This window comes from Candidatus Nitrospira allomarina (genome assembly GCF_032050975.1).
GTDB classification, from domain to species: domain Bacteria; phylum Nitrospirota; class Nitrospiria; order Nitrospirales; family UBA8639; genus Nitrospira_E; species Nitrospira_E allomarina.
Window position 1 is genome coordinate 3,107,080 of sequence record NZ_CP116967.1, and the last position, 23,282, is coordinate 3,130,361.

Below are 23,282 nucleotides of genomic sequence, written 5' to 3' on the forward strand. Positions count from 1 at the left end.
AAGGATGAGATCTGTATGCCGGTTTGCTCTGTTACCTCCTTGCGAATTGGGTCCTAAAGGCCAACATGGCTTATGGTCCTCAGGCAGCGACAACAGTTCATAACACCACAGGTTCACGATAGGTTCCAAAGACTTCCTTTAAGGCTCCACACATTTCTCCCAATGTGGCCTTGGCTTTGACCGCGTGCATCAGGTGTGGCAACAGATTTTCGCCGGATTGCGCGAACCATTGAATTCCATGAAGCGCTTCAGTCACTTTCTTGGGGTCCCGTTTGGCGCGAAACGAACGTAATCGTTCCCGCTGATACTGTTCGACTTCCTTCCCGATTCGCAGGGTGGGAATGGTGTACTGCTCCGACTCAACGTACTCATTGACCCCGACGATGATGCGTTCTTTCCGGTCGATTTCTTCCTGGTAGTGCTGGGACGCCTCCAGAATTTCTCGTTGTGGGAACCCCCGTTCGATGGCGGCCAACATGCCACCCATGGCATCCAGCTTGCGAAAGTATTCGCGGGCATCTTCTTCCATCCGGTTGGTGAGGTGTTCAATAAAGTAGGAACCGGCCAGAGGATCAACCGTGTTGGTGACCCCGCTCTCATGAGCAATGATCTGTTGGATCCGTAACGCCAGCGTTACGGCCTCCTGAGTGGGCAGAGACAGCGTCTCATCCATGGAATTGGTATGGAGCGATTGCGTGCCGCCGAGCACAGCCGCCAGAGCCTGAAGGGTTGTGCGCACCACATTGTTCATGGGTTGCTGGGCCATGAGGGAACAGCCTGCTGTCTGGGCATGGCAGCGGAGCTGAAGCGAGCGTGGATTGTTGGGGTGGTATCGGTCTTTCATTTCCTGCGCCCACACGCGTCGTGCAGCACGAAACTTGGCAATTTCCTCAAAAAAGTCGTTATGCGAATTAAAGAAAAAGGACAGTTGCGGGGCAAAGGCGTCGATCGGCAATCCTGCCTGAACGGCGGCATCGACATAGGTCAGCCCGTCATACAGGGTAAAGGCCAGTTCCTGCACGGCCGTGGATCCTGCTTCCCGAATGTGATACCCGCTGATGCTGATGGGATGCCATTTCGGTACGTATTCACTGCAGTAGCCGATGGTGTCCGTGATCAATCGCATGTGGGGAGCAGGCGGAAACAACCATTCTTTTTGTGCGATATATTCTTTGAGAATATCGTTTTGAAGGGTGCCATTGAGCCGATTCAGGGGGATGCCTTGCCGTTCAGCCAGAGTGAGATACATGGCGAAGATTACCGCGGCCGGGCCATTAATCGTCATGGAAACCGATACCCGATCCAAAGGGATTCCGTTGAAGAGTGTGGCCATATCTTCCAGTGACGAGACCGCAACTCCACAATAGCCTACCTCCCCAAGAGCCTGCGGATCATCGGAATCCAGCCCCATGAGGGTCGGCATATCAAACGCGACGCTAAGACCGGTCTGTCCCTGATCCAGGAGATATTTGAAACGGGCATTGGTGTCATGAGCCGTCCCGAATCCCGCGAATTGGCGCATCGTCCATAGCCGACTGCGGTACATCGCCGGATGAATTCCACGTGTGTAGGGAAAGTCTCCAGGAAGCCCGAGGTCACGTTCAGGATCCCAATCTTTGAGGTCTTCCTGCGTATACCGATCGGCAATCGGCAGTCCGGACAAGGAGGTACACGGCGTCTTTCTGTCCTGAGGATGGGGAGAGGCCGGATGTTCTTCAGCCGAACACTTCTGATGGCCTACCGGTGAATCGTGAGCAATCTTCATGGCGTCATATCCTGACAAGGGAATCAAGGGTGATAGCTGTAGAATCCTTTTCCTGACTTTCGACCCAACCAACCCGCCTCAACATATTTTCGAAGAAGCGGACACGGGCGAAACTTTTGATCGCCAAATTCTTGATATAAAATTTCGCAAATGTTGAGCACGGTATCCAAACCGATCCGATCGGCTAACGCCAGCGGCCCTACGGGATGGTTGGTGCCATGAGTCATGGCCTTGTCGATCATGTCCGCAGTGGCAATGCCTTCGGCGAACGCAAAGATGGCTTCATTGACCATCGGCATGAGCAGGCGATTGACAATGAAACCTGGAGAATCTTTGGATTCCACCACAACTTTTCCCATGCGGTCGGCAAATCCGGCAAGAAGAGAGATGGTCTCATCGCTGGTGCGCAACCCTCGAACGAGTTCCACCAATTTCATGACCGGGACCGGATTCATAAAATGCATGCCGGCTACCTGAGCGTCCCGCCCCGACATGGCCCCTAATTTTGTGATGGATATCGAGGAGGTATTGCTGGCCAGGATCACATCCGGTTTGCAGATGGCTCCAAGCTGTCGGAACAGCTCGCATTTCATTTCAGAATTTTCGGGTGCGGCTTCCAGGATCAGGTGACGATCAGTCATGTCCCCGAGGGATTGGGTGGTCCGGATTCGTTTCAAGGCCGCTTCCCCCTCCGAAGCCGGGATGATGCCATCCTGAATTTGTTTGTCGAATCCCTTGTGAATGCGTTCAAGTGCCGCTTCCAGGGATCCGGTGTGGATATCGTAGAGGAGGACCTCACAGCCTGCGAGCGCAGATACAAACGCAATGCCCGCACCCATTTGACCGGCTCCTACGACACCCATGGTTTGTATGGCCTGTGATGGCATGTTCGCTTCTTCTCCAGTCAAAACAGAAACGTGATCGAGAATACTATGCGCTAGGTCATGCGTTCGATCACCACAGCCAGGGCTTCGCCTCCACCAATACAGAGACTGGCAAGCCCCAAACGGCCACCTCTGGCTTCCAGTGCGTAAAGCAGTGTGGTCATAATCCGTGAGCCGGTAGCTCCGATTGGATGGCCAAGCGCCACGGCGCCTCCGTTCACATTGACTTTTGCCGGGTCCAGGCTGAGTTCCCGGTTAATTGCAAGAGACACCGAGCTAAAGGCTTCATTGATTTCAAAGAGATCAATCCGCTCGATCGACAGGTTTGTCTGCTTTAGAACTTTTGTGATGGCGTGAACCGGGGCCATGGTAAACCACTCCGGTGCTAATGCGGCGCCGGCATACCCGATGATTCGTGCCAACGGTTTGATGCCATGGCGTTCGGCCTCTCTTTCTTCCATCAGAACAAGGGCAGCCGCACCGTCATTGCAAGATGGGGAATTGCCGACTGTCAACACGCCGTCTTCTTTGAACGCCGGCTTCAAGCTGGCAAGTTTTTCAAGATTCACGCGATTCGGTTCCTCATCGTCGGTGACGAGAAGGGGCTCGCCTTTTTTTTGAGGCACTTCGACGGAAACAATTTCCTGTTTGAATGCGCCATTCGCGATGGCCATGCGGGCCCGGCGGTAGCTTTCAATCGTAAAGTCATCAAGGGCCTGCCGGCTCAGTTGATACTTGGACGCGCAGAGTTCCCCACCCTGACCCATATGGAAATCGTTATAGACGTCCCAGAGTCCATCCTTAATCAGGCTATCGACCAGTTCCCCATGGCCCAGCCGGTAGCCTTGTCTGGCCCTGGTCAGGAGGTAGGGGGCGCCGGTCATGCTTTCCATGCCTCCGGCAACCAGAATGCGGGCTTCCCCTAATTTGATGGCTTGAGTGGCCATAATGATGGCCATGAGACTGGATCCGCAGACCTTGTTGATGGTGGTTGCGCCCACTGAGTCGGGCAGGCCGGCTCCAAGCGCGGCCTGCCGAGCGGGTGCCTGTCCGAGACCGGCAGCCAGCACGCAACCCATATAGACCTCGTCCACCAACGCCCCTGACAAGTGAACGCGATGTAAGCTTTCCCCAATGGCCAGGCTTCCGAGTTTCGTCGCGGGAACCGGGCTGAAGACCCCCTGAAAGCTTCCCATGGGAGTGCGGACCGCACTCACAATAACCGCATGTCTAACATCCTTCATGAGGTGACCTCCCAGGACGGTTGTTCCAGGACAGATTTCACCATGAGCATAAATTGATCTGCCGTGGCTCCATCGATGACCCGATGATCAAAGGCAAGGCTCAAGTAGGCCATGGGGCGGACTTCAATTGACTCGTTCACGACCACTGCTCGCCGCTGAACAGCGCCAACTCCAAGAATGGCGATTTGCGGTTGGTTGATGATCGGAGTGCTAAAGAGGCTGCCAGTCCCTCCATGATTGGTGATGGTGAAGGTTCCTCCTTGGACTTCCTCGGGCTGGAGTTGTTTGCTTCGTGCCCGTTGAGACAGATCAGCGACTTCTTTACCCAATTGCCGAAGATCTTTTTGAGCGGCATGTTTGACAACGGGAACCAATAATCCTTCTTCTACGGCGACAGCTATACCGATATGCACGGCATGCCTGAGGATCAGACCTTTGGCAGACCAGGAGGAATTGAGAATCGGAAAGGCGTTGATTCCCTGCGTGACCGCTTTGATCACAAAAGGCAGATAGGTCAGGTGCAACTTCTGTCTAGGGGGTTCGATTGTTGTGAAGTCGGCTTCAAAAAACGTCACCACGTGGGCTGCGGTCTGTCGACTCTTGACCATGCGTTCCGCAATCGTTCGTCGCATGGAACTTAAGGGAATCACCTCTTCATCAAGGGAAGGGGACACTGATGCGGGTTGTCCCTTTAGCGAATCGCCGGACTCTTTTCCGGGCAGGCCCTGCTTGTCCAGGTACTCCAGGATGTCCTTTTTGGTAATCCGTCCATTCATGCCGGTTCCGGTGATGCGGCTGAGGTCCACCTGGTGCTTCGCGGCAAGGTCTCGAACAGCCGGTGAAAGGAGTTCAGGGGATCCTGAGATCGTTGACTGGCCGTGACCGGACGATACCGGTGATTGAATTGTGCTTGTCGGGGAATCACCGTTTCCGGATTCGGAATGGTAATCGAGTCGCGCGAGAAGAGTGCCCACCGGGACCGTTTCCCCTTCCTGAATCAAAATCTCGGTTAAGGCTCCGGTCGCCGGTGAAGGAATATCCAATGCGACCTTATCGGTTTCCACCTCTAACAGGGATTCATCTTTTTTCACCTGTGCCCCCAGCGGAACGAGCCATTTCACAATGGTGCCTTCGGCAATGCTTTCACCTAACTGCGGCATGACGATGTCGGTGGCCATGAATTGCTCCCCTGTGTAATCAATAGGCCGCCAATTGGCGGGCGGCAGTGATGACGTCATGAGCGTTCGGAAGAAAAAAGTCTTCCAGCGGGGGACTATAGGGCACGGGAATATCGGGGGCTGCGATCCGCATAATCGGCGCATCAAGCGCGTTGAAGCATTCTTCAGCCAGAATCGCGGCAATCTCTCCACCGATGCCTCCGGTCTTCGTATCTTCGTGGAGAATAATCACTTTGCCCGTTTTTCGAACAGAGTTTTTGACCGTGTCGGTATCAAGGGGGCTCAGGGTACGAAGATCCACGACTTCCATGTCGATCCCCTCCTGATCCAAGGCCTCTGCTGCCTCTAATGCCACGTGGACCATGGCTCCATAGGTGATGACGGACATCTCGCTTCCTGTCCGTTTGATCTCCGCTTCTCCGATCGGGACGATATAATCTTTAGCAGGAAGCATCTCCTTCACGCGCCGATACAGAAATTTATGCTCAAAATAAATGACGGGGTTATGATCACGGATAGCGGCTTTCAACAATCCTTTGGCGTCATAGGCGGTTGAGGGCGCCACCAGTTTCAACCCGGGGGTATGAAAGAACCAGGCTTCCGGGCACACGGAATGGAACGGCCCTCCATGAGTCCCTCCCCCGAAGGGTGCGCGAATGACCAGAGGCACCTCTGCTCCCCAGCGATAATGATTCTTGGCGGCCATCTCGGTAATTTGATCGAACGCACAGGAAATGAAATCCGCAAATTGCATTTCCACCACGGGTCTCATGCCCATCATCGCCGCTCCGATCGCGGCGCCGACCATTCCCGATTCCGCCAGAGGGGTGTCCAGCACTCTCCATTCACCATACTTATCTTGGAACCCTTCGGTGACACGAAATGCCCCGCCGTAAGGGCCGATATCCTCTCCCATCAGGAAGACCCGCTCATCCTGGCTCATTTCTTCATCAAGGGCTTGCGAGATGGCTTCCAGATAGGTCACTTCATGTGTGATGGCGGATGTGGTCATATCAGTACCTCCACGGGATTAGCCGCAAAGACGCCTTCCAACGCTTCCGGACCTTCCGGAAGAGGGCTTTGTTCCGCGAACTCCAAAGCGGATTCAATTTCCTTTTCAACCCTCATATGAATTTCCTGGAATTCGGGTTGACCGGCATACCCCAATTTTTTCAGCCGACGTTCCGCCTGCAGAATGGGGTCTTTCTTCTTCCACTCCTCCAGGAGTTCCCGAGGCACATATTTGGCGGAATCATGTTCCGAATGCCCGTGCATACGCATGGTTTTGCATTCGATAAAGGTGGGACCCCCTCCGTCCCTTGTACGTTGAAAGGCCCGTTGTGCGGTCAGATAGACGGAGGCGACATCGTTTCCGTCCACAATTTCACCGGGGATGGCATAGGCTTTTGCCCGCTCGACGACATCTTTGATGGCCATCTGATGGTGAAGAGGGGTGGAGTAGGCGTATTGGTTGTTATTGCAAAAGAACACCACCGGCAGCCGGCGAACGGACGCGAAGTTCAACGCTTCATGAAAATCCCCGCGACTGGTCCCTCCATCTCCTGTATTCGCGGCGACAATACGGGTTTCGCCACGGAGCTTAAACGCCAGAGCCACTCCGGTCGCAACGGGAAGATTGTCAGCCAGATGACTGACAAAGGCGATGATGCCACGTTTCAGATCGCCCATATGCACGTTGCCGTCCTTCCCTTTGGTGGGTCCGGTGCGCTTGCCAAGATATTGCGCTAAGACCTCACCCGGCGTAATGCCTCTGACTAAAAACGCACCCATATCGCGATGGAAGGGGGCGATAATGTCATCCGCCTGCAGGGCGGAAGCATAGCCCACCGAAATCGCCTCCATTCCATGGCTGGTGTACGCACCACCGACGATGCGACCTTGCCGGTACAGCGTGGTCACTCGTTCCTCCAACGCTCTGGTGAGTTTAAGGAAATAATAGAGGTGGAGAAATTCAGATTGTGAAATCTCCATAACACTCTCCTTCTGTCTAGACATGAATAATTATCCTCTTGTTGGTCATTGGGTGTGGTATGGGTGATCCGTCATGTCCACTACTCATTCAATGGCGGCCTCCTCAAGCCGAGCCGCCTTGCAAAGAGCGGAATTGGACGTCCCGGTAGCGTGCCAATGTGGGGCTCAACCGGGCCTTTAACTCCAAACGTTTGGGTTTCCCCGTTGTCGTATAGGGTATTTCCTGGCCAAATATGATGACCTTGGGGCACTTGGCATAGGGCAACGCCTGGCGACACCATGTGACCATCTCATGTTCCGAAGGTTGCGGCATATGTTCTTTGAGAACGAGGTATCCGGCGATTTCTTCTCCGTAGAAACGGTTTTCAAAGGAAACGGTCATACCGAATTTGACGGAAGGGTGCCTTCTGAGTACTTCATCAATTTCCAAGGGTGAAATATTCACACCGCCACGGATGATTAATTCTTTCATTCGCCCGGATATGAAAAAGTACGGGCGATCACCCTGATCACGAACGAAAAACCCCTCATCTCCCGACCGAAACCATCCCCACCGGAAACTTTCCCCATTCGCATCCGGTCGTTTCAAGTAACCCGAACACACCGTTTGTCCGCGGATACAAATTTCCCCCTTTTCCATCTCGCCGACCGGTTGTCCTTGGGGATTGAGAATCGCCATGTCGTTGTGAGGAATCGGTAGGCCAATGGATGGATAGTCATAGTCCGTGAGCCAGTGCCTGTGTTCCTGTTCGGAAAGGTTAACGGGGAGAAAACTGGCATAACACGTGGTTTCAGATAGGCCGTATCCATGACGAACCGGAGCATGAAATTGATGCTCGAACCGTGACACCGTGTCCTTTAAGAGAGGGCCGGCACCACAAATCAATCCACGAAAATGGTCAAGCTGGTATTGCCGGTTATCCCGGGCTCCTTCCAGCAGGAACTCCAGAATGGTAGGGACCACACTCACGCAGGTAACCCCTTCATCCCGGATTCGGTTCCAAAACGCGGACTGACGAAAACGCCGGTTCAGTACGGATCTGCCCTGTCCATAAAATGGTGTGATGAGCGTGACAACGATCCCGTTCACATGATGGATCGGTAGCACACACATGAGGCAATGACCTTTTTCTAATCCGTGCCATCGTGCAATGCCGTGGGCATCGACGAGAAGATTTTCAATCGTGAGCACAACCCCTTTCGGCGGTCCCGTCGTTCCGGAGGTGTAGACAATTAATGCTTCATCCTTGAGAGCAGCTTGATCGAGAGATCCGTGGTTGTATGATTGAGCGGGGTGAGGTTGACTCATCATGTCCATGAGCGGTGAGGTTCCATTCCCGAGAGAGACGAGATGCAGGAGGTGGGGTAGTCGATTCCGGATATCCTGGAGGGCTTCGTATTCGGTTCCCCAACAAAAAACCACACAGGCCTCTGAATGTTCTAGAATATAGAAGCGACGGTCTCCAGATTCATTGAGGTCAATCGGCACCACCACGGCTCCCAGGACCCATGCGGCATAATACATCACCACGGTAAAGTCGTGATTAAACAGCAGGGTGGCAATGCGATCACCTCGTTGGATCCCCAGTTGCTCACGCAGGAAGGTTACGGTCCGATTGACGGCGTTTCCGAATTCCTCATAGGTATAGCTTCGAGCCATTCCGGAATCGTCGTAATATGTTAAGTACACGTCTTTCATGAGTGCCGGATCGGCCACCCGCTGCTGAAAAAATTGCGTAAACGAAGAATATGGGAATTCGAGGAGCGGGTTTCCGTTCCGATGCGCCTCCTGAATATTGTTATTCATGGAAATCGTTTCAATCATCCGTTTTACCCTCTAAGGAAATGACTCATTCCCCTGTGAGCATGAGGCCTCGCGAGCGATAGCCGTTAGCATCCAAGAGTTCCTTCATCGCGCATCCCCGAGTGTGACATGCCTGTTCCTGGAATGCGCCCCGTTGTGGTTGGGGTTTTTCATCGTTCGTTGATGCTCGAGACCCAACCAGAACCCCTCTAAAAAGTTCAGAACCTGTCGGACGCCGTCGTGAAAATCCTGTCGCTCTTGAGTGGAGAGTGTCCCCTGAGCGGAGCCATGTCCTTCCATGGCTGCAACGGCATGCACCATGGCTTCCTCATGAGTGGATTCAAGTTCACGATGGAAAGTGAAATACCTCATATCAAGACCAGGAAGTCGCTGACGACGCAAAGACTGTAAGCCGGGAATGAGGTGATCCCACATGGTAATGGCCATGTTTTCCAGGCCAAAGGAAGCTCCTAAGGCTTGTTCATGAAGTCCGCTGCTGTACAATTCTTCCAGCCCTTCGATATAGGCCCGGGTAGAAGGCATCATCGGTGTAGTCAGGGCTTGATGAAGATCGATGTCGATGGAACGCAGGAAATGCCGATAGAGTAACTCATGTCTGTTTTCAGGATTTCCCTCCCCTAATTCTGAATACAAAACCCGTGTCAATTCCTCCGCGACGGATTCGTCCTCGGTGTTGACCAGTTGTGCGACAAGAATTTTTGGAAAGAATCGGGCAAAATTATAAAACTCCACCGCAAACGCATGGAGTTCTTCATCGGATGCGTCCCCCTTCTTAAACCAATTCAGATAAGAGTTATTGATGGCACCATGGTGAAGTACGAATTCCCGCATCTCCCGATAAAATCCTGACATGGTGGCCTCCTTAGGCTGAACACATAAGTAAGTCCCATTTTCAAGTAATTGTTATCTGTGATTGCCAGTCAAGAATTTGATGATAAAATATTATTATCATAATAAAACTTTTATGGACTACAAGCAATGAGGGGGAATGGGAAGGATGTCGCATTGGCCATTTTATTCATTGCTTTATCAAAAGATTGCAAAAGATTATTTTTTAATGGTAAATTGAAATTAATTTGGTAGCTAAGCCTAATAACGGACCGGAAGATACGGGAAAACATGAACGGTCTGCAGGAGTCCTTTCGAATTATTGATAGGGAAGGAGAATCCCATGGGTGACACGGTTGGAATTGATCACATTACCCTTTGTGTGAATGATCTTCATGCTGCCGAATACCTGTTCAATAACATTCTCGGCTTCCGAACGATCTGGTCTGCCGATGATGTGGGATCCGATAGGTCAAGCATGGATACCATTGTGGTTCAAAGGAACAATATTCGAGTGGCCCTCATGCAAGGCCGGGATAAAACCGGTAAATCACAGATTACGGAATTTGTCGAACGTTTTGGGCCAGGTATACAGCATGTCGCATTGGAAGTAGACGATATCGAAACCGTGTGCCAGGAATGGGAAGCCCATGGCGTGAAGTTCAGCGGGCCCGTGAAGGAAGGTCGGGATGGATTCGGTCCGCTCCGCCAGCGTTTTACTTATCCACTGTTTCCCGGCAGTGGAATTTTCTTCGAACTGACTCAGCGTAAACAGGGAAAGGAGGAGTCAAAGACTTTTGTGAAGAGCACAGTCGAGTCCTTATATCAGGATATTGAACGGGATCAAACGCAGGGCGTGGAACAGACTATTATTGATTTTGGGCATATTCCCTAAGCCGCTATGGCCATGGTGGATTCATGCTGACAGAAAGGACCCCATGTATTTAACACGGAAAGGTCAATCACCCCGGCAAGCGCACGTCAATATTCCAGCAGGGCTGTATGAAGAGGAACATGGGCGCAAGGGATTTGCCGGGCCGGCTTCCCATCTCTATCGATCGCATCCTCCCACCAACTGGCTTCGGATCGATGGGCCCTGTCGGCCTCGCGCCTTCCAGTGCAGCGACCTGACCCCTCCAGATTTTTTCACCAGGGAAAGCCGACCGGTGGAAATATTACGAAGTCCGGATGTCCAGGTTTCTATCTCCCGTCGGAAAGAAACGATGCCGTATTTTTTTCGCAATGCGGATGGCGATGAAGTGCATTTTGTACATAAAGGGCGAGGTCTGCTGGAAACCGATTACGGCGTGCTGACGTATGAACCCGGAGACTATCTGGTCATTCCCAAAGGGACGACCTACCGTATGGTGGTTGAAGAAGGACCCGGTGTCATGTTGATCATGGAAACTTCTGAACCTGTCATGCTGCCCGAACGGGGGTTGCTGGGACAGCATGCTCTATTCGATCCCGAGGTCCTTGTGGTCCCCGAACTTTCAGCGCCCGTCCCCACACAGGGTCAACAGGAATGGGAGCTTCGCATCAAACGTGATGGAACGTATACCAAGGTGTTTTATCCTTTTTCTCCGTTGGATGTAGTCGGGTGGAAGGGAGAGGTTTGGCCGACGAAACTCAACGTTCGGGATTTTCGGCCGGTGACCAGTCCCCGCTATCACTTACCTCCGAGCGTGCACGCGACCTTCCAGGCGGGAAGGGTGTGGATTTCGACGTTTGCCCCCAGACCGCTGGAGAGTGAGCCGGGTGCATTGAAAATTCCCTTTTATCATCGGAATACGGATTTTGATGAAGTCCTGTTTTATCACGAGGGAAATTTCTTCAGCCGGTCGGGCATTCATCCCGGAACCCTGACCTTACATCCTCAGGGCATACATCATGGACCCCATCCAGGGGCGGTTGAGGCCAGTAAAACACAGACACAGACGAATGAAATTGCGGTGATGGTGGAGTCACGGCAACCCTTCTGCGTGATGCTTGAGGCTGAGGCTGTTGAATTAAAAAACTATTCCATGAGTTGGAGCACACCATGAAACTTGTCACCTTCCAGGTTCACACACCAGTCGGAAAATTTGCGCGGGTCGGAGCATTCCACCATGAGTCCATTGTGGATCTGAACATGGCATACACGCGGATGCTGGCGGATCAAGGGGAGGCGCAACCCTACAGGCTGGCCACATCGGAAGTCCCGTCCTCTATGCTGGAGCTCCTTCAGGGGGAAGTGTCGGCGATGAATAGAGCCCGGGAGGCCTTTCATTATATTCGTGACAACGATCATGTGATCCATGGCCCTGATGATGAAACGATTGTCTATAACAGGGAAGAGGTCTCGTTGCTTGCGCCGATCCCTCATCCCCCTCTTCTTCGTGATTTTATTGCCTTTGAGGCGCACATCGCCGCGACTTCCAAAAAACGAGGTCAACCGATACCCCCGGAGTGGTACAAGGCGCCGGTCTATTATAAAGGCAATCCACAGACCATCATCGGGCCCGAAGACGTTCTGGTGTGGCCGTTACAGACACAAAAACTCGATTATGAGCTGGAGTTGGCCTGCGTCATTGGTCGAAAGGGGAGAGATATTCCGGCGGATAAGGCGTGGGATTACATTGCCGGCTATACCATCATGAATGATTTTAGTGCCCGGGATATTCAATTCCAGGAAATGGCCTGTCGGCTCGGACCCGCGAAGGGGAAGGATTTTGCCACGGCGTTGGGACCCTGCCTGGTGACGCCGGAGGAGATTCCAGACCTGAAGCAGGTCGCCATGGTGGCTCGTGTCAACGGAGAAGTCTGGTCGAAAGGGTCGTTTGGAACCATTTACTGGTCGTTCGCTCAAATGATTGAACATGTGTCCAGGGGAGAAACGGTCTATCCGGGCGAAGTGTTCGGCTCTGGAACCGTGGGTGGGGGATGTGGATTGGAGATGGATCGGTTTTTACAGCCGGATGATGTCGTGGAGCTGGAAATTCAGCCTATTGGAACATTGAAAACGAAGATTACCAAGGAGCATTGAGCATGAATCTGGTGCTTGAGAAACACAAACGCATATCGGAATTGGTCGATTATCAGCGAAGGCTCTACGCGGATTCAACCGTCGAAGAACGGCTTCAAGCGATTGTCGGAAAGTCCCCATCCTCTTCCCTGTCGAAACACGAGGTCATTCGGATACTTCGCGATTCAATGGCGGTTCTGTTTGATACGCATGTAGCCGTCGTGTCGGGCCACCATACCGCGACCTATTTAGGATTTGAGTCCATCGCACGTGATGCGGATCTGCTTTCCCTTATCAGTGCGGATATGGGCCACTGGGTTTTAGGCCTGAGCCAACACCATCGAATCGACGGACTCCTCGTGCCGGCATCGGATGCACGTTTGTTGGCAGAGGGTATCGCGACCAGCATTAGCCCTCAGATGACGATGAGAGTGGTATATGCGCCTTTCAATCAGGATACAGGAAAGATTGGAGTGGAGATTCCCGAAGGCTCGATACAAAAAGGGGATAATTTTGTGGTGATCAATGACGTGACCGCGCGAGGGAGCTGCGTCAACAAACTCAAAACCATTGTGAACGATCATGGCGGTCATGTCGTAGGAATGATGGTCTTTGCCCGTCGGGATAGCGGGCAATTTCCTTTGATGGATGACTTGATGTCTCGTTATCCATTTTACTACGGGACGAACGTGACGATGCCTCAATGGGACATTCAGGACTGCCCGAATTGTCGAGCCGGAGAAGAAATCTTTTCCTGGAAGGAGATGCCGTCCGATCTCAGGGCAAGAGGGGATGATGCTTGCTGACCGCCTGGCCGAGTATGCGGAGTTGTTAACCTTCCAGAACCTTCCTTCGGACGTGATCCATGAGGTGAAGCGACGGGTGTTGGATAGCCTGGCCTGTGCATATGGTGCCACCACGGCACCCCCATGCAGGATTGCGAGACGCCTGGCGACCCGGGTGATGGTCAAAGACGGCGCAACGGTATGGGGAACCCCCCATCGAACCAGTCCGGATCTGGCCGCCTTTGCGAATGGTACGGCGGTGCGGTATCTCGACTGCAACGATACCTACCTCTCCAAGGAGCCGGCTCATCCGTCAGACAATATTCCGGCCTGTCTGGCGGTGGCCGAAAGTCTTCATGTTCATGGCCGGCAATTCATTCAGTCCATCGTGCTGGCCTATGAGATTCAGTGCCGTCTTTGTGACGCCGCCGCGCTCCGCCCTCGAGGATGGGATCACGTCACTTATGGAGCGTTTTCTACCGCGGTTGCCACAGCTAGCCTTCTCAAACTTCCTAAAAAACAGATCGTGCATGCGCTCAATCTGGCGGGAATTACGGCTGGAGCACTGCGTCAGACCAGAGTGGGAGAAGTTTCCCTATGGAAAGCCTGCGCGTTTGCCAATGCAGGCAGGAATGGAATCTTCGCAGGGTATGCAGCTCGCGAGGGTATGACCGGACCGGAGGCCATGTTTGAAGGGGAAAAGGGATTTATGAAGGTGATTTCCGGACCATTCTCTTTACCCGAAATGGGAGGACGTCACGGCTCTTCCTATAAAATTCTTGACACCTACATCAAGCCCCATCCGGTGGAATATCATGCTCAGTCGGCAGTGGAGGCGGCATTCGCCATTCGGGAACAACTGATTGCTGCGTGTGGGGAATGGCCTGTCCACCGAATCAAAGCCATTATTGTCGGCAGTGGTGATGTGGCGATCGAAATCATTGGACGGGACCAGGAAAAATGGCATCCTAAAACCCGTGAGACTGCTGATCATAGTCTCCCCTTCTGCGTGGCAGTCGCTCTGACGGATGGGGAAATATCTCCCCGGTCATTTTCCCCGCGTCGCCTGAACGACACCGTTCTGTTTAATCTCATGCAGAAAATCCGTGTTGAGGAGGTCAAAGAGTTTTCCGAGGGTTATCCGGATGCCATGGCCAACAGAATTGATGTCACCCTGATGGATGGCAGGACGTTCACGGCTCAGATTGACCATCCCAAAGGTCATCCACGACGTCCGCTCACCGATCGCGAACTGGAATTGAAGTTTCAGAAGTTGTCTTCACGGAAAATCGGCCGGAAAGATATGACAAAGGTTATCCAAACCGTGTGGGAACTGGACCGTCTGAAAAACGTTAATGTCCTGGTATCGGCATTACCAGTTATGGATGGACGATGAGTGGGAAACCAATAACCTCCCAGAGTAGGGCGCGCCGCTTTCGAACCGAGCTTCAACGGGACACGTTGGCGGTGCCGGGTGTCTTTAATGCGTTTTCGGCTCGATTGGTTGAGGATGCCGGTTTTCCGGCAGCATACCTGTCAGGAGCGGGTCTGGCGGCTTCCCGGGCACTACCTGATATCGGTCTGTTAACGATGACGGAGGTGGTGACAGAAACCCGGTACGTGACTCAACGGGTTCAAATTCCGGTCATCGTCGATGCCGATACGGGATTTGGAGAGAGGCACCAGGTGTATCGCACGGTTCAGGAATTAGAATCAGCCGGAGCGGTGGGAGTCCAATTGGAAGACCAGGTATTGGCAAAACGTTGCGGTCATTTGCCCGGAAAAACCCTGATTTCGTGTGAGGGCATGTGTCAAAAAATCCAGTCGGCAGTTGAAGCAAAACAGGATCGGGATCTCGTCATCATTGCGAGGACGGATGCCCGGGCTGTGGAAGGTCTGGATGGGGCCATTGAAAGGGCTCGAGCTTACAGGGCAGCCGGCGCTGATGCGATTTTCCCGGAGGCCCTCCAGTCAGCCAAAGAATTTCAAACGGCAGCTAAAGCCCTGAAATATTCCGGGAGCATTCTGGTCGCCAATATGACTGAATGGGGACAATCTCCCTATTTGACCGTCAAGGAATTCTCCGGAATGGGATATCACATCGTGCTGTTCCCCATGACCGTATTTCGTGTGATGGCAAAGGAAGGCCGAGCAGCTCTCCTGGAATTACAAAAACAGGGAACCCAACAAGCTTTTCTCGATCGCATGCAAACCAGGCAGGCATTGTACGAGTTGTTGGAATATCAAAAGTATGAACGTGTGCCAACGGAATGAAAGAGAAACGTTGAATTCTCCGAGCCCTAAGAATGCATTCACGGTCTCTTTGGACCGCCTCAGGACAAAATTTTCCAACAGGCCTGTAAAGAAAGGCAGGTGTACCATGGAAACGGCTGTTCATAATCCCGGCCTTGATGGGGTGGTGGTGGGTGAATCAGCCATCTGCCAAATAGACGAGACGAGGGGAAGTTTACGATATCGAGGATATGCCATTGAAGAGCTGGCCGAGCAGGCGACGTTTGAAGAAGTGTCATATTTATTACTGCATGGAGATCTGCCGTTATCCCGCGATCTTCAGGAGTGGCAGGCCGAGTTGGCTCATGCCGGGTCCTTACCCCCGGTCGTCGGGCAATTTCTGTCAACGGTTCCAGCTTCTGCGAATGTCATGGATGTGCTTCGAACCGGGGTGTCGTTTCTCGGGATGATCGACCATGAAGCTCAGAATATCTCCCATGAGGCCAATCTTCGAAAGGCCGTCCGTTTACTCGCACAAATGCCCCTACTTCTTTCCTGGGCGAGTCGGACTCGATTCGATCGTCCTTTTTTTCAGGCTCCTGCCACAACGTCGTTTGCCCAAAGCCTCTTGTATCTGTTGACAGGGAATCTTCGGGAAGATCATGCGAAAGAACTGGAGGTTTCTCTTAATCTCTATGCCGAGCACGAGTTGAACGCTTCAACGTTCGCTGGTCGGGTCACGGCCTCAACCCGGGCTGATCTTTATGGAGCTGTCACGGCGGCTATTGCTACGCTCAAAGGCCCCCTTCATGGTGGAGCGAATGAAGCTGTGGCGGAGATGTTCCACGCCATTCAGGACCCGGAAAACGCGCAAGGGTGGGTCCATTCAAAATTGTCCGGGAAGGAACGGGTCATGGGGTTTGGCCATCGAGTCTTAAAACACGAGGATCCGCGTTCGGCTATTATCAAACGACGGGCGAAAGCCTTGAGTCAACATGCGGATGGGACGCGGTGGTACGAAATTGCGGAAATCATTGAACAGACGATGAAGGAAGAAAAGGGGCTCCTCCCGAATCTGGATTTTTATACGGCAGTGGTCTACCTCTTCATCGGAATTCCAAAAGAAGCCTTCACGCCAATTTTTGTCGCAAGCCGGCTGAGTGGATGGTGTGCCCATATCATCGAACAACAGGATCACAATCGTCTGATCCGGCCACGAGCCTCCTACATCGGCCCTCCTGCGCGGGAATTTCTCTTTATCGGGGACCGATAAGAGACAAGAACCGCCCCATTACTCTGCTGTCATCAACGGTAAAGCGAAGAAACTGTGCTGAGAGGTGTGGCCTCAGGCATTCTTTTTTGTAAGGGGCTTAGGTCTCAAGAGGATCCGAATTTCGGGCGAGAGCCCTTCTGCCGCCTTCCGCGCAGCCGGTGTGAGCCGGGAAGAATAATTTAGTCCTTGTCTTCACCGTAAGTCCGAAGAAACCGACCAAGTTGTGTTTTGAATTGTCGTTCTCCTTGATATTCAAAGACAAAGCGGGTTTCAAAGAGAGGGCTTGGATTCAGATCCCGTAAATGGTCCGGTTTCCAGGAAATATTCAACTGGTCAATGACGGTGATAGAGATCGAACCACTGTTGTTCATGCCCAAATTCCTAGAGGCATAGGATCGGGAAAAGATGAGAATTTCGTTATCGAATAACGCGGCATTAATCTCCTCTTTAACGCCACGGGTTCGGAATTCTGCAACCAATCGTTGATAAATGAGGGTCGTGGCTAGCTGCTCGCGAAATCCGTAAAACGCGGCAATCCCCGCGTGTCGTTGATCGTTTAATACCTGAAGGCAGTCTTCGATTTGAGAGGCATCGTTCATCTGCTCTCTGTTGAAGATAAATACCCGCCGAATTTTGACTCCCCGCTGAACCGCTGCCTGATTTGCCAGTAAATAACTGGGAAAGAGGGGGCCATCCCGTTTCCATATCTGCCATCGTTCCATCATCGAATCAATGGTGGATTCCACGGTATTCAATAGTTGAATGGCTTCATTCTGAGCAATGGTTCCCTCATAGGACAGCATTTGGGATTCAAGCTGGCGGAGTTCCTGGCCTATGGCCTCCACTTTTTGCGGAATGTATCTCGGTCGTTCCGGCACATGCATCATGACATCGACGGCTGATAACGCCATGGCCCAATGGCTCTTTTCTTCGGGGGCGGCCCGGTCTTTCTGGGCAACGATTAAGAGTTCGACTGGATTTTTTTTGAGAAGATTGGCTATCCGGATGCAAACCGTGGCATTCGGTACTTTTTTGCCGCGGCGAAACCAGTTGGCCTCAGGTTGGCTCACTTTGAGTTTTTTTGCCAGGGCGTAATCGTTCGTGATGCCATAGGTTTTTTTGATCTGCTCGATAAACTTAGGAAAGTCCATGCTTGGCTCCCAACAAATCAATCCAAATGAATCAGTGGAATACAAAAAAGGATCATTTCCACTATTGGAAAAGACACATGCATTCGGTTATGTCCAGAGAGTTGATTCTAGACGAATTCATCCGGAATTTAAAATGCAGGCATCTTGAAAGTTCAAGCCGGCCTTAAATTGGCTCCGGGCAATCTGGTGATTTTGTGGTGGTGGGGAAGTATCCGTTGGCCAAGGCGAGGGATCAACGGATTATTAAAGGAAAGGGTAACCCGGGATGGGTGCTACAAATGAGGTGAAGAGCATACCTTTGTGGTTCTTCTTGGGATGTTGTTCTGTTTCAAGGGATGCTATCTCTGTTCATCCTCCATGTTTCTTTCTGGCTTCCTTATTCATATGCGCTTTTTTCTTTCCGAAATTGAGCACTGATGGCCGGTCGCTCTCATTGTTGTGATGTGCGGCAATTTCGCTTAAATTTTGCAGGCGGTTTTTAAGCTTGGTAATGTGTAATGTCGCTCTCAAGAGAATACCCTCAATCGGCAGGAACCGACAATAATGCAAGAGTTTAATGCCCGTGTCAGTCGAGTCAAGGATCTGACCCATGATGTCCGTGAGTTGGCACTCACCCTACTCGCCCCGGATGCAATCGACTTTAAGGCGGGGCAGTGGATCTCTCTGACTGTTTGGAATCCGGGATTGAAACAGCATGTTCAGCGGCAGTATTCAATTGCCTCCCCACCAAGTCAATATCAACAGATCACCCTTCTTTTTAACCGGGTACCCGATGGTCCAGGCTCAAACTATTTGTTTGGTCTTCATGAAGGGGATCCCGTAACATTTCAAGGGCCAAATGGATCGTTTTTTCTCCAGGAGAAATCCGGACGAGACCTCGTCCTTGTAGCCACGGGAACCGGGATTGCGTCATTCCGTTCAATGCTCTCTACCTTTTTGGAGGAACCTGAAGCTGGAATTTTGACGTTATATTGGGGCTTGCGGAGCCAGCGAGACCTTTACTACCAACATGAATTGGAAGCCCTTGCACGGCGGCATCCGAATTTCAGATTTATCACAATCCTGTCCAGGCCAGAAAAGGGTTGGAAAGGTCCCATTGGACGTGTGACAACTTTAGTTGAGAATCACATTGCCTCAGTGAGCAATGTGACTTTTTATCTCTGCGGAAATGGCGGCATGATACGAGACACGACGGCCATTGTGAGAAAAAAAGGCCTTTGCCCCATTCGCACTGAACAATACTATGATAAAGCCGGGGCCGGAACAGACGTCTGAATCTATCCCGACTTTACGAATAAAAAAGGATATGGCAATAATTGTCGAACCAAACAACAAGTGGAGATTTCCGGAAAACTTCTCCGCCATTTTTGGGAACCCAGGGGCCTATTTCTAAGTGACGGAGAGTTCAGTTGTCGTGCGCGGTGGTTGAGAGAGAAAGGCGGGAAACTAATTGTCATTTAACTCGAAAACTCATAGCCCAAGGCCCATATGAATGTTTCATCCGATTTTTTCTTCCCTGGCTCCGGGTCGCTGTTGTACCGGTATTCGAATGCCACCTTCAGATACAATTTCCCATACACTTTTATTCGGGCTCCCTGCTCGGATGTCCACCGTAGGGCAGTACTTCCTCCAACTCCCAGATCGCGAAATCCTTTTTGACGGTGATACACCCGTATTCGATCTGAAATCAGATCATACTCCCAATCCACCCCCCACGCGGCGGTGACGGTTTTGGTTGTTCCGGTCTCTTGAAATTTTTCGTAAACAAACGCCGGACCGATGGACCCACTTAAACTATGGCTTGGGGTATCAAAAAATTGATACCCGAGTCCCAGGCTGGTCGTACTCCGAAGATCCAATCCTTGAAACTTATCATATTCGAGGAATTCGTAACTGTTGGCGAACAACCTTTTGTTGAAAAAATAATCATAGCCTAATGTGCCTCTGGCATTTTTGGCTGTGTTCTCTCCATCGGCCGAGGCAAAGGCGTACTTACCATTCAAGAGGCCCCGGTGTCGCTCGGTCCAAATGGTATTGTCCGTTGAGGCGTTCACAGCCGTAGTGTCCGTATTTCCCTTCGTGCGGTTACCTCCCAGGTCGAAATTTCCTTTATAGCGAAGTTCTGGAATATTGATGGTTTTCACACGCGCCGGCGATATGCCTTCACTTCCGCCTAAGGCGGTCACAGTCGTACGGGAGGTTTTTAGAAAATCATCTCCATCGGAATCTTTTTCTTCCTCAAAGACCTGAATGGAAAGCGGTGTTCGGGACTGGAGTTGATCCACCTCATCCCACTGAACCGATATATTTCCCGCATATGTAGTTTCGATAGTAAGGGTTTTTTCTTCCATCGAGACGATGGTTCCGATCAGATGCATATCATTCTTGAGAGTGATTTCATCTAACTCTTCACTCTCTTCACCCGCCAAGGTATTCTCTTTTGAGCTTTTGATAGCCTTTACGGAATTGAGGTTGATAATCGGGGGAGCCGAGTCCTGGTCTTTCAACACCTGAATTGTCCCGGACTCAACCAATTGGATTCGGCCTTCATAGATATCGCCGTTATCCAGAACCACCGTGACCGGCTCTTCAGTTGTCAATCCCGTCACCTCTTTCCAACGAAGAGGAATTGGATTGTGCATACTCGCCAACGCCCTCACCCGAAGGACACCATTCGTCATGCCAAATATCTTGCCTTTGAGGATGGTGCCATCTTTGAGAGAAATCTGACCTGTGACGGCGGCATAAAGAGGACCGCTCCCACAAATCAGGGTCATACTAAGAAGGACGAAGAAGAGCTTCAATTTCAATGCAACGATTCTCCTTGATAGAGAAAATAGCCTTGTGCGTGATCAGTTGGATGCTTCATCACAAATCACGGACAATCAACAATCATTCCTATTTAAAGCGATTTCGGACAACTTTACGAAACACTGTGTAGAAATTGGGTCTGCAACTGAAAGATTTGGCGTGAGCGGAAGTTGAGATGGAGCCCACTAACAGTGCACGGTACCCGAAAAGTTTGGGATTATAGCCACAGATTCACAGCAAAGCTACCCCAATATAGTGACAGACTGAATAAATTGTGTAACTTTCGAAAAAGAGACATTTCACTTCTAATCGAATGTAAAAAAAGGAACAATCCCTGTTGACGACGGGCAAGGAAAATAGAAGGGGCTCACAACTCTCTCCGTCCCCCAAATGGCTGGAAGGGTTCGACCGAAAGGGTGACAACATTAGTGGAGAATCAGTGAGCAAGGGCACATTTTTTCTTTGCAGAAACGAACGCATGATTCGAAAGGCGGTGGCAATTGTGAGAAAAAAGGGCCTCTGTCCCATCCGCATTGAACAATACTATGATGATGTTAGTGCCGTGACGGGCGAGTGAGTCGTGTTAGTCGCTCCCGACACCGGTTATTTGTCTGTTTCGAAATGTACCCAACTCATAATGTTTTGCTGGATTGCTATTTTAGCAAGCGCCCCAGTATATCCCGGGAGTAAACGGAGACCGTACCCTAGCCGTCTTGTTTTGCGGATGGTCGGTGGTCCTTGATGAACTTTCGCTTCAATCAAGTATTCATCTTGTGGTAAACAGGAGAGATTTTTTGGAAGTGAATGCATCGCACGTCTGTCCAGCACTCGTGTCACCGAGATTGTCCTGTGTTGCCGGGTTTCGCCCCGGCAGGCGAGGCCCTTTTGTTCCGGCAAAAGGGCCCAAAACCAGTGACGCCCCGTCCGGCCTTATTGGAGGGGACGGACGCCAGACAGAGAAGGGCGGACCAACTCGCTCCGCTCAAACAAGGCCCGCCAGATGCTCAGAGCGTCCCTCCCTGTGGCCAGACGGCAGGCGTCGGATAACTCAGTGAGATTTGGTTGAACCACCAGTATCGCCGAGTGCGTTTAAACGGTCCGTTCAGATGCAACTGTGGCTTAGGCCTTCGCTTATATCACTTAGGTTGTCAGCGAAAGTTTTGAACAGTTTTAACAAACTTTTCACGCCTAATTAATATGCATGGCGCTATGTTTCTTTTAACCGAAGAAACAGCAGATGGGGTTTCATCTTTCTTATGAATTTAAAAGTCATCTTTTAAAGGCCCGACTGCTAGCACAAAAAGGGTGGCTTGAATGGGAACGAGGATTCTTGCAAATATGGTGAGGAACTCTGACCATTTGGAATCGGGAGTGAAATATAAAGGCGATTTGAACGTTACTACGTTGAAAGTATAAGCCCATAAGACCGTACAGAAACCAAAAATGGAAACAGGCTTCCCAGAAGGAATATTATTCATTCCTGCTCCAATCAATAGGCCATTGAATCCCAACAGAAAAACAATTAACCAAATGCTGGCTTGGATAGGTTTTTGCCCATAGCCGCTGAGTACACCATACAAACCGATAAGTGAAAGGTATTGCCTAATTGACGAGAGTCGTTTTCGTTTGTTTGTCATCTCACCAAAATAAAAAATACCTGCTTCAGGATAGTTTCTGTGATCCTCGTAACTTTGCCTGATCTGGCGATATGCATTTTCCAATTCTTCAGGTTTTTTATCTGTAGGTTCATAAATTCCCTTCCGACTTAACGTCTTCCATAGAAAATTCCCAAAACGGGTCCGACAATCATTCCCATTGCTTCTGGAAAAATCCGTTCCTGGTTTAAATAGGACAGATGAGGACAATTCCCTCTGACAGAGTTGATTCCAAATCCATTTAAGGGTAGGGCTACCTGTAACGCTCTCTGCCCATTCCACTTCGGCAAAATCAATACCTCGAACATTCGTTTCAAATAGTTTGCAGCGCGAGAGGTCTGCCTGGGAAAATCGGATAATATCAGGGCGGTAGAATATTGCATTCTTAAAATCAACCATTACGCTGTTTGCAAATAACAGTGCGTCTTTTTTTCCTCTAAAAAGAGCCCGCAATTTAAATTGCGCTCCAATAGAAACTTCACTCATAAAGTCAGTTTCGTCAAAGGATACTTCAGCTTCAAATTTGACCCCATTGAAGTCGGCCTTCTTTTGGAATTTGGTATTATTAAAAGAGGTTTCTTTCATGAATATGGCCTTGCGGAAGGAAACCTCTCCCTTGAATATGAGATTATCGAAGGAAGTTTCCTGTTGGAAC

The 23,282-nt window shown here is 51.1% G+C and carries 19 protein-coding genes; 8 read left to right on the top strand and 11 right to left on the bottom strand.

Features of this window, described 5'->3' with window-relative positions; genetic code table 11:
* Nucleotides 1-97 precede the first annotated feature (97 nt).
* The 8 genes from PP769_RS13800 to PP769_RS13835 all read right to left on the bottom strand — a co-directional run bounded on the left by PP769_RS13800 (nucleotide 98) and on the right by PP769_RS13835 (nucleotide 9,740).
* Nucleotides 98-1,765 (bottom strand): acyl-CoA mutase large subunit family protein, encoded by a 1,668-nt coding sequence (locus PP769_RS13800; RefSeq protein ID WP_312641082.1) that lies wholly within the window; start codon nucleotides 1,763-1,765, stop codon nucleotides 98-100.
* Nucleotides 1,766-1,788: 23 nt separating this feature from the next.
* Nucleotides 1,789-2,652 (bottom strand): 3-hydroxyacyl-CoA dehydrogenase family protein, encoded by an 864-nt coding sequence (locus PP769_RS13805; protein ID WP_312641084.1) that lies wholly within the window; start codon nucleotides 2,650-2,652, stop codon nucleotides 1,789-1,791.
* Nucleotides 2,653-2,702: 50 nt separating this feature from the next.
* On the bottom strand, nucleotides 2,703-3,893 hold the full coding sequence (locus tag PP769_RS13810) for a thiolase family protein (protein WP_312641086.1): 1,191 nt from the start codon (nucleotides 3,891-3,893) through the stop codon (nucleotides 2,703-2,705).
* Complete coding sequence (locus PP769_RS13815) at nucleotides 3,890-5,071, bottom strand: dihydrolipoamide acetyltransferase family protein (RefSeq protein ID WP_312641088.1); 1,182 nt, start codon at nucleotides 5,069-5,071, stop codon at nucleotides 3,890-3,892. The genes PP769_RS13810 and PP769_RS13815 overlap by 4 nt, the downstream gene beginning before the upstream one ends.
* Nucleotides 5,072-5,090: 19 nt before the next feature.
* Nucleotides 5,091-6,083: an alpha-ketoacid dehydrogenase subunit beta gene (locus PP769_RS13820; protein WP_312641091.1), complete on the bottom strand. Its 993-nt coding sequence runs from the start codon at nucleotides 6,081-6,083 to the stop codon at nucleotides 5,091-5,093.
* Entirely contained in the window at nucleotides 6,080-7,063 is a 984-nt protein-coding gene (locus PP769_RS13825; RefSeq protein ID WP_312641093.1) for a thiamine pyrophosphate-dependent dehydrogenase E1 component subunit alpha, read from the bottom strand. The genes PP769_RS13820 and PP769_RS13825 overlap by 4 nt, the downstream gene beginning before the upstream one ends.
* A 103-nt stretch (nucleotides 7,064-7,166) precedes the next feature.
* The gene (locus PP769_RS13830; RefSeq protein ID WP_312641095.1) at nucleotides 7,167-8,888 is read right to left on the bottom strand and encodes a class I adenylate-forming enzyme family protein; all 1,722 of its coding nucleotides are present in this window, start codon (nucleotides 8,886-8,888) and stop codon (nucleotides 7,167-7,169) included.
* 84 nt (nucleotides 8,889-8,972) lie between these two features.
* Nucleotides 8,973-9,740, bottom strand: a complete 768-nt coding sequence (locus tag PP769_RS13835; protein ID WP_312641097.1) for an iron-containing redox enzyme family protein — start codon at nucleotides 9,738-9,740, stop codon at nucleotides 8,973-8,975.
* Nucleotides 9,741-10,059: 319 nt separating this feature from the next.
* Here PP769_RS13835 and PP769_RS13840 point away from each other — a divergent pair, with 319 nt between their 5' ends.
* The 7 genes from PP769_RS13840 to PP769_RS13870 all read left to right on the top strand — a co-directional run bounded on the left by PP769_RS13840 (nucleotide 10,060) and on the right by PP769_RS13870 (nucleotide 17,010).
* On the top strand, nucleotides 10,060-10,611 hold the full coding sequence (locus tag PP769_RS13840) for a VOC family protein (protein ID WP_312641099.1): 552 nt from the start codon (nucleotides 10,060-10,062) through the stop codon (nucleotides 10,609-10,611).
* A 43-nt stretch (nucleotides 10,612-10,654) separates the two neighbouring features.
* The gene (locus tag PP769_RS13845; RefSeq protein WP_312641101.1) at nucleotides 10,655-11,761 is read left to right on the top strand and encodes a homogentisate 1,2-dioxygenase; all 1,107 of its coding nucleotides are present in this window, start codon (nucleotides 10,655-10,657) and stop codon (nucleotides 11,759-11,761) included.
* Nucleotides 11,758-12,741 carry a fumarylacetoacetate hydrolase family protein gene (locus PP769_RS13850; RefSeq protein WP_312641103.1) on the top strand — a complete coding sequence of 328 codons (984 nt, stop codon included), beginning with the start codon at nucleotides 11,758-11,760 and terminating at the stop codon, nucleotides 12,739-12,741. Before PP769_RS13845 ends, PP769_RS13850 begins: the two co-directional genes overlap by 4 nt.
* A gap of 2 nt (nucleotides 12,742-12,743) precedes the next feature.
* Entirely contained in the window at nucleotides 12,744-13,526 is a 783-nt protein-coding gene (locus tag PP769_RS13855) for a hypothetical protein (RefSeq protein ID WP_312641105.1), read from the top strand.
* A complete protein-coding gene (locus PP769_RS13860; RefSeq protein ID WP_312641107.1) occupies nucleotides 13,513-14,901 on the top strand; it encodes an MmgE/PrpD family protein in 1,389 nt (462 codons plus the stop codon). Before PP769_RS13855 ends, PP769_RS13860 begins: the two co-directional genes overlap by 14 nt.
* Nucleotides 14,898-15,779, top strand: coding sequence for a methylisocitrate lyase (gene prpB, locus PP769_RS13865; protein WP_312641109.1), 882 nt, complete (start codon nucleotides 14,898-14,900; stop codon nucleotides 15,777-15,779). The genes PP769_RS13860 and prpB overlap by 4 nt, the downstream gene beginning before the upstream one ends.
* Nucleotides 15,780-15,885: 106 nt before the next feature.
* The gene (locus PP769_RS13870) at nucleotides 15,886-17,010 is read left to right on the top strand and encodes a citrate/2-methylcitrate synthase (RefSeq protein ID WP_312641111.1); all 1,125 of its coding nucleotides are present in this window, start codon (nucleotides 15,886-15,888) and stop codon (nucleotides 17,008-17,010) included.
* Between the two features lie 179 nt (nucleotides 17,011-17,189).
* Here PP769_RS13870 and PP769_RS13875 read toward each other — a convergent pair whose 3' ends face one another.
* Entirely contained in the window at nucleotides 17,190-18,161 is a 972-nt protein-coding gene (locus PP769_RS13875) for a DNA binding protein (RefSeq protein WP_312641113.1), read from the bottom strand.
* Between the two features lie 543 nt (nucleotides 18,162-18,704).
* Here PP769_RS13875 and PP769_RS13880 point away from each other — a divergent pair.
* A complete protein-coding gene (locus tag PP769_RS13880; RefSeq protein ID WP_312641116.1) occupies nucleotides 18,705-19,436 on the top strand; it encodes an FAD-binding oxidoreductase in 732 nt (243 codons plus the stop codon).
* A gap of 182 nt (nucleotides 19,437-19,618) precedes the next feature.
* Here the strand turns inward: PP769_RS13880 and PP769_RS13885 are convergent, their stop codons facing one another.
* Both PP769_RS13885 and PP769_RS13890 read right to left on the bottom strand, forming a co-directional pair.
* Nucleotides 19,619-20,971 carry a DUF481 domain-containing protein gene (locus tag PP769_RS13885; RefSeq protein WP_312641119.1) on the bottom strand — a complete coding sequence of 451 codons (1,353 nt, stop codon included), beginning with the start codon at nucleotides 20,969-20,971 and terminating at the stop codon, nucleotides 19,619-19,621.
* 1,263 nt (nucleotides 20,972-22,234) lie between these two features.
* Nucleotides 22,235-23,212 carry a pentapeptide repeat-containing protein gene (locus PP769_RS13890; protein WP_312641121.1) on the bottom strand — a complete coding sequence of 326 codons (978 nt, stop codon included), beginning with the start codon at nucleotides 23,210-23,212 and terminating at the stop codon, nucleotides 22,235-22,237.
* Nucleotides 23,213-23,282: the final 70 nt, after the last annotated feature.

Bases quoted from the DNA above. Each gene is read 5' to 3' on its own strand.
- PP769_RS13800 (WP_312641082.1), bottom strand. From the start codon at position 1,765: ATGAAGATTGCTCACGATTCACCGGTAGGCCATCAGAAGTGTTCGGCT.
- PP769_RS13805 (WP_312641084.1), bottom strand. From the start codon at position 2,652: ATGCCATCACAGGCCATACAAACCATGGGTGTCGTAGGAGCCGGTCAA.
- PP769_RS13810 (WP_312641086.1), bottom strand. From the start codon at position 3,893: ATGAAGGATGTTAGACATGCGGTTATTGTGAGTGCGGTCCGCACTCCC.
- PP769_RS13815 (WP_312641088.1), bottom strand. From the start codon at position 5,071: ATGGCCACCGACATCGTCATGCCGCAGTTAGGTGAAAGCATTGCCGAA.
- PP769_RS13820 (WP_312641091.1), bottom strand. From the start codon at position 6,083: ATGACCACATCCGCCATCACACATGAAGTGACCTATCTGGAAGCCATC.
- PP769_RS13825 (WP_312641093.1), bottom strand. From the start codon at position 7,063: ATGGAGATTTCACAATCTGAATTTCTCCACCTCTATTATTTCCTTAAA.
- PP769_RS13830 (WP_312641095.1), bottom strand. From the start codon at position 8,888: ATGATTGAAACGATTTCCATGAATAACAATATTCAGGAGGCGCATCGG.
- PP769_RS13835 (WP_312641097.1), bottom strand. From the start codon at position 9,740: ATGTCAGGATTTTATCGGGAGATGCGGGAATTCGTACTTCACCATGGT.
- PP769_RS13840 (WP_312641099.1), top strand. From the start codon at position 10,060: ATGGGTGACACGGTTGGAATTGATCACATTACCCTTTGTGTGAATGAT.
- PP769_RS13845 (WP_312641101.1), top strand. From the start codon at position 10,655: ATGTATTTAACACGGAAAGGTCAATCACCCCGGCAAGCGCACGTCAAT.
- PP769_RS13850 (WP_312641103.1), top strand. From the start codon at position 11,758: ATGAAACTTGTCACCTTCCAGGTTCACACACCAGTCGGAAAATTTGCG.
- PP769_RS13855 (WP_312641105.1), top strand. From the start codon at position 12,744: ATGAATCTGGTGCTTGAGAAACACAAACGCATATCGGAATTGGTCGAT.
- PP769_RS13860 (WP_312641107.1), top strand. From the start codon at position 13,513: ATGATGCTTGCTGACCGCCTGGCCGAGTATGCGGAGTTGTTAACCTTC.
- prpB (WP_312641109.1), top strand. From the start codon at position 14,898: ATGAGTGGGAAACCAATAACCTCCCAGAGTAGGGCGCGCCGCTTTCGA.
- PP769_RS13870 (WP_312641111.1), top strand. From the start codon at position 15,886: ATGGAAACGGCTGTTCATAATCCCGGCCTTGATGGGGTGGTGGTGGGT.
- PP769_RS13875 (WP_312641113.1), bottom strand. From the start codon at position 18,161: ATGGACTTTCCTAAGTTTATCGAGCAGATCAAAAAAACCTATGGCATC.
- PP769_RS13880 (WP_312641116.1), top strand. From the start codon at position 18,705: ATGCAAGAGTTTAATGCCCGTGTCAGTCGAGTCAAGGATCTGACCCAT.
- PP769_RS13890 (WP_312641121.1), bottom strand. From the start codon at position 23,212: ATGAAAGAAACCTCTTTTAATAATACCAAATTCCAAAAGAAGGCCGAC.